At 65.5% G+C, this 5,103-nt stretch carries 5 protein-coding genes; 2 read left to right on the plus strand and 3 right to left on the minus strand.

Annotation, left to right across the window (positions count from 1 at the left end):
* Nucleotides 1–49: 49 nt before the first annotated feature.
* Nucleotides 50–1,564, minus strand: a complete 1,515-nt coding sequence (locus tag WAN71_RS00685; RefSeq protein WP_422223486.1) for a carboxylesterase/lipase family protein — start codon at nt 1,562–1,564, stop codon at nt 50–52.
* A gap of 81 nt (nt 1,565–1,645) precedes the next feature.
* Between WAN71_RS00685 and WAN71_RS00690 the strand changes: the two genes are divergently transcribed.
* Nucleotides 1,646–2,527 carry a neutral zinc metallopeptidase gene (locus tag WAN71_RS00690; protein ID WP_422223487.1) on the plus strand — a complete coding sequence of 294 codons (882 nt, stop codon included), beginning with the start codon at nt 1,646–1,648 and terminating at the stop codon, nt 2,525–2,527.
* Nucleotide 2,528: 1 nt separating this feature from the next.
* Here the strand turns inward: WAN71_RS00690 and WAN71_RS00695 are convergent, their stop codons facing one another.
* Nucleotides 2,529–3,542, minus strand: coding sequence for an Rv2578c family radical SAM protein (locus tag WAN71_RS00695; RefSeq protein WP_422223488.1), 1,014 nt, complete (start codon nt 3,540–3,542; stop codon nt 2,529–2,531).
* 127 nt (nt 3,543–3,669) lie between these two features.
* Here WAN71_RS00695 and WAN71_RS00700 point away from each other — a divergent pair, with 127 nt between their 5' ends.
* Nucleotides 3,670–4,698 (plus strand): hypothetical protein, encoded by a 1,029-nt coding sequence (locus WAN71_RS00700; RefSeq protein WP_422223489.1) that lies wholly within the window; start codon nt 3,670–3,672, stop codon nt 4,696–4,698.
* Nucleotides 4,699–4,825: 127 nt separating this feature from the next.
* Here the strand turns inward: WAN71_RS00700 and WAN71_RS00705 are convergent.
* The coding region (locus WAN71_RS00705) for a WXG100 family type VII secretion target (RefSeq protein ID WP_422223490.1) at nt 4,826–5,103 on the minus strand (278 nt) is incomplete at its 5' end.

Here is a 5,103-nt window from a genome sequence, read left to right on the forward strand (position 1 = left end):
TAGCTTAATCCGGATAATTGGACTTCCCCTGGTTAACGGGTTGTTCCGGTCAGTAAATGCCCTCCCACGCCAAGCGACGTGCCGCATCTGGGTCGTCGATGATGACGTCGGACACCGACCGGATGACCAGGGTGGCCCGCCGCTGGATGTCGTAGCGGCGCCAACGGGGCACCAAGTCGGACCAGCCCTGCTCGCCCGACCAGCCCGCGGTAGCGAAGTCCAACCAGGTCCGCTGCATCCGACGGCCCACCGCGGGCCTCAGCCACCGGGCCAGCGGGTGTATCCGCCGGCCCAGATGACAGCCGTAATTGTGCTGTATGTGCACAATCTCGCTGCCATGCGCTGCGCCCAGACCCAGCGCTCGCAGCGTCCACGGCGCGTGGTCGAACCGGTAGACATATGTCGGGGCGTGCGCACTGTAAGCGTCGGCGAACGCCCAGGCCGGTGCGACGAACATGGCGTCAGCACCGATGGCCTCCAGCGCGCGCCGGCGCGGGTAGCCGGGATAGACGGCCAGCACCCGCGCCCGCGCCTGCGGCGCCAGCCGGGTGAAGTAGCCGTCGATGTTGGCCGGTGTCGTCGGCAGCATCGGCGGCTTGTCCCTAGCAAACATCGACGCCTCGTCCCGGTTGGTACCGATGATCAGCGGCACCCGGGCCACCGCGCCCGCCCGGGCGGCCTCGATCGGATGCCGCGGCAGCAGATCCACCCCATAGGTCAGCCCGTGCGCCAGCGTCGGCGTCGTCGCAATGCTCGCCAGCTGCAGCTCGCCGGCGGCGCGGCGTAACTCGCGCTGCGGCAGTTCTTTCAGCGCTTGCAGCTCGCCGGCACCTATTCCGAGCCGGCTGAGGAACCGCTGCGCCTGCTCGCCTCGCGTTGCGCGGTCGGCGATCAGTGGCAACGCCGGGCTCTGCGCAATCGCCCGAGCGAATAGCCCGTCGGCGGCCGGACTGGCAAGTAGCGCCAATATCGAAGTGGCGCCTGCAGATTCGCCGAATACGGTGACCCGGTCTGGGTCGCCGCCGAAGGCGGCAATGTTGTCCCGCACCCAGGCCAACGCAGCGATCTGGTCGCGCAGGCACAGATTATTTTCAAAGCCCTCGCGGAGGTCGCCGAGTTCGAAACCGCCGAATACCCCGACCCGGTAGGTCACATTGACCACGACCACGTTGCCGTTGGCGGCCAGCCGCGATCCGTTGTAGAGCTGCAATTGTCCGGCGCCGTTGAGGAACGCTCCGCCGGGGATCCACACCATCACCGGCAGCGAGCCCGACACATCCGGTGACCACACCGTCACCGACAGGCAAGCCTCGTCGCGGATCTTCGGGTCGTTGCGGTCACCGGCCACCATCGAGCGGCTCTGCAGCGGCAGCGGCGCGTGCGCGACGGCGTCGCGAACCCCCGTCCACGGCAACAGCGGCTCAGGCGCAGCGAACCGACGCTGGCCGACCGGTTGCTGCGCGTACGGCACACCGCGCCACACCGCAACGCCACCTTCGGCGGTGCCGCGAAGATCGCCGAACGTCGTGTGCGCGAGAGCAGGAACTTCGGCAACCGCGGGCACGCCTGAATCGTAGTGTGCGAAGCTGATCCCGCCGGGCTCAAAGCTCTTGACAGCCGTGCCACAAACGCAACGGAGAATGCGATGACCTTCAACGAGGGTATGCAGATCGACACCAGCACGACGTCGGCATCCGGCGGCGGAGGCGGGCGGATCGTGGCGATCGGCGGCGGCTTGGGCGGATTGTTGTTCCTCGTCGTGGCGCTGCTGCTCGGCGTCGACCCCGGCAAAGTGGCGACCCAGCTGCCGATGAACACCCGCCAGGACGTGGCACCCGGCTTCGACCTGAACCAGTGCCGGACCGGAGCCGACGCCAACAAATACGTGCAGTGCCGGGTGGTGGCCACTGGCAACTCCGTCGACGCCGTCTGGAAGCAGCTGATGCGCAGCTACACCCGACCTCGGGTGCGGCTGTTCAGCGATCAGGTCAACACCGGCTGCGGGCCGGCCACCACCGCAGTCGGGCCGTTCTACTGCCCGGTGGACAAGACCGCCTACTTCGACACCGGCTTCTTCGACGTGTTACACAATCAATTCGGTTCCAGCGATGGAAAATTGGCGCAGGAATACGTGGTTGCCCATGAGTTCGGGCACCACGTCCAGGATCTGCAGGGGATCCTCGGCCGCGCCCAGCAGGGCGCGCAAGGCGCCGGCGGCAACGGTGTGCGCACCGAGTTGCAGGCCGACTGCTACGCGGGAGTGTGGGCGCACTACGCGTCCACCGTCAAGCAGGAAAGCACCGGGGTTCCGTATCTAGAACCGCTGAGCGACAAGGACATTCAAGACGCGCTGTCGGCGGCGGCATCGGTGGGCGACGATCGGATTCAGAAGGCGGCAACGGGCCACACCAGCCCCGAGTCGTGGACCCACGGCTCTTCGGAACAGCGGCAGCACTGGTTCACCGTCGGCTACCAAACCGGTGATCCCAACCAGTGCGACACCTTCCGCGAACCCAACCTCGGCTAGCTCAGAACAACGTCGGCTGCGGCGCCTCGACTACCTGCTGCGCCGGGGCGGCATCGAACCGTCGCTGATCGCCGCCCAGCGCGTACTTGGCAATCAGCGGTGCCGCCCTCGCCCGTAATTCATCTCGGTACGACGGCGGCAAATATGCTCCGCGCCGGTACAACTCGCGATACCGCCCGATCAGCTGCGGGTGGGTCCGGGCCAACCAGGACATGAACCAGCCACGGGTCGATCCGCGCAAATGCAGCCCGAACACCGTGACACCCGCGGCTCCGGCCGATGCGATTTGGCGCAGCAGACCGTCGAGATGCTCGACAGAATCGGTCAGGTACGGCAGCACGGGCGCCACCATCACGTGGCAGTCCAGGCCGGCGTCGCGAATAGCCGCGATCAACCCAAGCCGGGCCTGTGGGGACGCGGTACCCGGCTCGACCTGCTTGTGCAGTTCAGGATCACCGACTGCGAGCGAGACGGCGAGGCTGACCGGCACTTGCCCGGCAGCGTCGGCGATCAGTGGCAGGTCACGCCGCAGCAGGGTGCCTTTGGTCAGAATCGACAACGGGGTGCCCGACCCCGCGAGCGCGCCGATGATGCCCGGCATCAACGCATAGCGCCCCTCGGCGCGTTGATAGGGATCGGTGTTGGTACCCAGCGCGACGGTCTCGCGGCGCCACGATCTTCGGTGCAGCTCTCGGCGCAGCACGTCAGCGACGTTGGTCTTGACCACGATCTGTGTGTCGAAGTCGTTGCCGCAGTCCAACTCCAGGTATTCGTGGGTAGGCCGGGCGAAACAGTAGCGACAGGCGTGCGAACAACCGCGGTATCCGTTGACGGTGTACTTAAACGGCAGGATGGCACTGCCGTCGGGAATTTTGTTCAGCGCCGACTTACACAACACCTCGTGAAAAGTGATGCCATCGAACTGCGGTGTCCGCACGCTGCGGACGAAACCTATGCGCTCCAATCCGGGCAGCGCGCCGTCATCGACCTCGATGCCCTGGCTGTCCCACCGCACACACTATTCGAACTCTTGTTCGAGGATGTGTCAAGCCCTGCCTCCGTCCCAGCAGCGGCCGCAATCGTCGACGCCCGTCTCGCCAATTTGCCTGCGGTGAGCAGGTTGTCATTTAAGCTGGACCACAATGACGTCTGAATCCGACGGTCCGAGCAACAATAAAAACCTCAAGTGGGCCATGGGCGCGGTGGGGGTGGTGGCCGCCCTGGCGACGGTCGTCGCTGTGGTTTTGCTTTTCGGCGGCGGCGGTTCTGGGGCACCGAAAGGGGCTCACCCCGACGACGGTTCGAACGCGGACGCGGCGGCCGGAGTGGCCAGCATCAAAGACATCGGGCCGGTCACCGTTATCACCGAGGATCCCAGCTGCGCAGCGTGGACAACGATCAACAACGAGCTCGCGACCAGCGGCACGGGTCTCTGGAACGAGCGAGACCGATCGGTACCAGCCTCGGCGTGGACGCCAAAGGAGCGTGCGCAATACATAGCAGCCGCCCAGTCGATGCGCGGTGCCGCGGCGCAAGCGGTGGGCTTGGTCAAGTTGACGCCGCATAGGGTGATGCGCGAGCTCTACCAGCAGTTCATCGCCTACGCCCGCGCGTATGCCGAACGCGTCCCCAAGTACATGCCGGCCGATAACAACCTGGCGGGTGCCGCGAACAGCGCGTCGTCTGCTCTGGGAGCGATCTGCGCTGCCATCACCGACGGCCCTGCGGCTGCGCGGGGTCCCATGGTGCAGCCTTCGGCCCCGCCGTCGGATATCGCCCCGGTTGGCAATCCCGCTAACCCGCAGCCCGTCCTGACTTCTAGTAATCCTGTCTGCGAGGACTGGAAGTCGGCGTTGGACCAATTCGGTCGAAACACCGCCGAATGGCAGAAGTTGGATCCCAACGTCCCCGCGATCTACTGGAATCGCGAACAGAAGGCCATCAACTATGCGGTTGCCCCGGTGATGAACTCGTATGCCGGCACGCTGGAACAGCTTGGGCGACAAAGCGATAACGCGATCTGGCAGGATTTAGCCAACCTCTCCGCCCAGTACCGGCGGGCGTTCGTTGTGGCGCTGCCCACCTACACGCCGACCGATAATCACTTAGCCAACGCCGCTAACTACGTGTCGACCACGATCCTCGGCGCTTGCGCAGCGGTGGGCATGTAGCGAGGCACTGTAGCGCATCGCTGAGTAGTTCTGCGTGGCTGCGAATGATTAATAGGCGCAACACGTTTCGGCAGAAAGCTGTGGCCCACACACCGGATGGTGTGCGGGCCACAGTGGGTTGTGGGGGTTAGGCCCAGCTAGACCCGACCGCGCTGTCGGTCGAGTTCATGTTGTTGCCAGCGGTTTGGACCTTCTGGCCGTGAGAGTTGGCTTGTTCGTAGATGACCTGGAAGTTGCGGCCCAACTGGGTGATGAACTCCTGGCAGGCCACCGAACCGGAACCGCCCCAGAAGTCACCGGCGGCCAGCACATCGCGCACGATGGACTGGTGCTCGGCCTCCAACGACGCGGCCTGGGCGCGGATCAAGGCGCCGTGGGCATCCACGTCGCCGAACTGGTAACTAA

It is taken from the genome of Mycobacterium sp. (assembly GCF_049280035.1).
Classification (GTDB): domain Bacteria; phylum Actinomycetota; class Actinomycetes; order Mycobacteriales; family Mycobacteriaceae; genus Mycobacterium.